The 4,566-nt window shown below is 24.3% G+C and carries 3 protein-coding genes; all 3 read left to right on the forward strand.

Annotation, left to right across the window (positions count from 1 at the left end):
- Nucleotides 1–6 precede the first annotated feature (6 nt).
- Nucleotides 7–546, forward strand: a complete 540-nt coding sequence (locus tag HH195_RS12450; RefSeq protein ID WP_196372132.1) for a GIY-YIG nuclease family protein — start codon at nucleotides 7–9, stop codon at nucleotides 544–546.
- A gap of 234 nt (nucleotides 547–780) precedes the next feature.
- Nucleotides 781–2,394: a hypothetical protein gene (locus tag HH195_RS12455; RefSeq protein WP_196372133.1), complete on the forward strand. Its 1,614-nt coding sequence runs from the start codon at nucleotides 781–783 to the stop codon at nucleotides 2,392–2,394.
- 1,102 nt (nucleotides 2,395–3,496) lie between these two features.
- A complete protein-coding gene (locus HH195_RS12460; protein ID WP_196372131.1) occupies nucleotides 3,497–3,820 on the forward strand; it encodes a hypothetical protein in 324 nt (107 codons plus the stop codon).
- Nucleotides 3,821–4,566 lie beyond the last annotated feature (746 nt).

The raw sequence follows: 4,566 nt of genomic DNA on the forward strand, positions 1-4,566 counted from the left end.
TAATTAATGAAAATAACAAGTACAACTACAAAAAAGAATAAAGAATACATGAATAATTATAGAGAAAAACATAAGGATTATTTTAAAGAGTATAATAAGAATTATTATAACAATAATAAAGAATATTTTAAATCTTACATGAAGAATTACAGAGAAAAACGACTTGGATATTATTTATATATAATAATTAATCTTGATGAAATTATTTATGTTGGAGCAACGGAAGATTTACAAGCACGAATAAGTAAACATATAAATAAACATAATCCAAATACAAGAAAAATATTTGAGTCTGGTAATTGGACAAGTATTAAGTATTTGGATATTAGTAATATAGTACATAATCGAGAAGAAATGTTATTGCTAGAAAATTGTTTAATAGACTTATATAATACTAAAATTAATAAGAGGAAAACTATTATAAGAAATGTAGACAAGCTAAGAGAATTTAGCCTTGTTGCAGAAGTACACAATTTAAATAAAAATTGGAGAATTTATTGTAAAAATGAGCAAAAAAATAAGCTTATTAAGAATTGCAGTTCTTAAATAAGCGTTTAATTTAATAGATTGCAGTCTATTAAATTAAGAGTTTGCTTAGTTTGTGGTATTTTAACATTGCTTAACCCATTCAAAACAAAACTAAACTATACTTTTAAAATTAAAAAAAATATTAGCATTACGCTTTTACACTACATATAGTATATCACTTTACCTATGGAAAAGCAATGTTTTTATACCCTTCTTAAATTAAAAATACAGAAAAAAGAAGAGGTAAAATTAATGGATATATTAGATAAACAATTTAAAATAAAGAAATTTTTTAAAACAATATTTAGAGATATAGATTTTAATAAAGAAAAAATAAGAGTATTCCAGAATAATAAAGATAATTCTTACAATAAAGTGTATTTCTTTAATGATATAGATGAGTTAGTTAGTTTTAGCACTAATAAAAGTAATTATAATTTAAATACGTATTTTCAGTTAGCAACTTTACATATAGACGCTCAGGACGGAAAAGAAGAGAATTTAAGCACTAGATATTGTCTAGCGTTCGATTTTGATAGAAAAGATTTAGGAGAAAACTTTAATCATAAAAATATAGTTAATTTATTCAAGGGGCTAAAAATATATTGTCATGCGATTGTAGATAGTGGAAATGGGTATCATGCCTATGTAATGCTGAATAAGACAGCTGATATAGAGAAAGTTTATGAAGTACAAAAGGCTTTATGTAGGCGTCTAGGAGCAGATAAAAACGCTATTAAAAAGACACAAATACTAAGAATACCTTATACGTACAATGTAAAGGGAGATAAGGCTAAAACAGTAAGAATAGTACACCTAGAAGATAGAAATAGTAAATTGTTTAGAGCTTATGACATAAATTTTTTACATGAAAAGAATTGTATTGTTAAAGCTGATGATAATATTAAAAATGATACAACTATAAAATATGCTTTAAATAATACAAATATGCCAAAATGTATACAAAATATATTACAGAATGGAAGTGAAGAGGGAAATAGATATAAAGACTTACAAAATATTGTTGTATTTCTAAGACAACGTAATAAAGATTTAGGTACGATAAAAGAGGTTTGTAAAGAATGGGCTATTAAGAGCAACTATAGTGATAGCTTAGAATATAGAGTAAAACATATATATAATAATAAAAATAGTTTAGAGTTAAATTGTAGTCAGTGTGAGTATCAGGATGATTGTTACAGTAAAGTAATATCAGATTTTATTTATAATGATGATAAAATATTAACTGTGAGTGAAACTGTTATGGGTAAATTAAGAGTAAACAATAGGAAAGGTGTTAAGGTTATGAAAAGTAATGATTTATTAGTATATAGTGTGTTAAAAAATCATGCTGATGGACTAACTATAGATGAAGTCATGACGGAATTAACTTATACTAAAAAGAAAGTTATAAAAAATATTGCATTAACTGAAAAGTATGTAAGAACTGCTTTAAATAACTTAGAGGAAAATGGATTTATTGAAATAATAAAAGGTAATGCAAGACAAGGTATTAAAAATATTTATATACTTAAAAGAGATAGAGCAAAAATTGAATTAACTTACAATATATCGTATAGTGCTACTTATGAATGTATAAAAGGCAATATATCAACTGAAGAATTAAGATTATATAACTATATGAGATATTTACATCATAAACAACAACGAGAGGATCAAAAAACTTTGAAAGGTAATTTGTTTCAGTTTAATCAGATAGATTTAGCCAAAAGTTTAGGAGTTACACAAGGAAGAATATCACAAATGATAGAAAACCTATTGGATGAAAAATTATTAAGTATTTGGTATAGACAAGAAAGTAAAAATAATGGATTTTATTACAATATTTACAGATTAAATTATTAGAAATTTTAAGGTATATAAAGTAAAATTTATATGCCTTTTTTGTATAAAAATATATGATTGATAATTATTATCAACGGTCAAATATTAATACACGAAATGTCATAGTAAAAACACCTTCTAATATGCATGGTTATGCCATTCTCATTCATTATCAACGGTCAAATATTAATACATTATATGTACAATTATATACCTACTCTCTTGGTTCGTTATGAGAGGTAGTTAGGAGATATAGTTGGGTGTTTTTAGTTAGGAGATATAGTTGGGTGTTTTTAGTTAGGAGATATAGTTGGGTGTTTTTAGTTAGGAGATATAGTTGGGTGTTTTTAGTTAGGAGATATAGTTGGGTGTTTTTAGTTAGGAGATATAGTTTAAGTTACCCTTGTGGTTTGGGAAGAGGGGGAGTATGCTATGAAAAGTTACAAAGTACGTTTATATTACATTAAAAATAATTTAAATAGCATATTTTTTAAACTTTAAGCATATATTTAACTAAACATTGTTTAGTGTTAAATAACTATGCAATAAGTATATAAACGCTTAGTTAAGATTAGCATTGCTAAACGACTGCAAACAATGTTAAACATAATAGTTGTATAGCAATGTTTAGCAAACGTAAGCATAAAATTATATAGATAGGCTTTATGGAGCTTTAAAACGCTATTATATAAAATACATATTAATACAAAGAAAAATATACATATATGTTTAAATGCCCTTATACGCCTTTATAAGCAATCTAATATAATTACAATGTAATAGTATATTAATTATATAAAACGTCTGTAGCCCTCTTATAACGTCTTATAATACATAAAATGCTTTTTAAATAAAATAATAATTTTATGTGTTATATTGTTAAACTATGCTTAAAGACGATAACGATAAAATGTTATGTTAACGGTATAAAAACAACGTAAAAACGTTAATTTGCGATGCTTATGCGAAGTATGTTTGCACTATAATTATATGTCTTTTAAGGGATAGGAGGATTCATAAGAAAAATTTCAATATTTAAAAAAGAAAAGTATTGTTTTATGAGAACAAATTAATATATAATTAAAAAATATGTTATAATTTATATAAAAAAGGAAAATGTGGAATGATGAAAGAGAAGAAGTTTGAAAGTGAAAGCAAATTAAATATGGTGTTAACTTTTGTAGGATGGCTGATATTAGTTTTAGGAATAATAGGTGGATTAATAATTGCTTTTACCAAAGTGGAAAATGAAAGTTATTATTATACGAGAGAAGTGTACTCTTCATTAAATATGGGGATAGGAATTACTATGGTTATATTATCTGTTTTAATGTGGTGTGTGTGTTTGTTTATGGTTAGGCATTTAGAAATGCAGGAAGAAACATTAATAAAACAAAAAGAACAACTATTTTATTTGCAAGTGTTAACTGAAAAAGAGAAAGTTTAAAAATATAGGGTGTTAAGTATTCTTAACGCTCTTATTTATTATTAAAAGTATCAAAATAACTATTAAATTAAATATTTAATGAAAAACAATCAAATTAAATTGACTTATAGTTAAAATGATTGCATGATGAAAGTATTAATCAATCTATAGTTTAAATGATACTTTGTAGAATAGTTAAATAGTATCAAAAAGAGGAGCAATAACAAACAACAGATAAGAATAAATTACTTAATAGATATAGAAAAAGTAAACAAATTAACATGGTATTAGCAATTAGGTTAATGCTTTTTTATGCATAAGGATATAAGCGGACAAAGATATACAATAAATATTATGTATAAGTAGGGTATACATAGTGTATACGCCCATTTAAGCGTATTTTATTACTATATTAATGTTTTTTATTAGTATTAATTCAAAGCTTTAATTAAACGATTACACAATTATATAGGGGGGTAGTTTAGAGAATTTATTAAGTGTATTTTGGGGAATAGTCTATTACCTATTTAAAGTCCACGATATATTAAAATCGAACCGAAAATATAAAAAGTACATTTAAAATGTACTTTGGGGTATACCTATAATTTTAAAAATGTTTATACTTTTTATAATAACATATAATAAATAAAAAAGTCAAATTTTTTTATAAAAACCCTTTACAAAATCTTACTTATATATTATAATTTTGTTGTATAGTTTTATATGTAGTGTGTTAGTTGTAATTGCTGTCGAGAGAGGTAATTAAT

The organism is Candidatus Sarcina troglodytae (genome assembly GCF_015708635.1).
GTDB lineage: Bacteria > Bacillota > Clostridia > Clostridiales > Clostridiaceae > Sarcina > Sarcina ventriculi.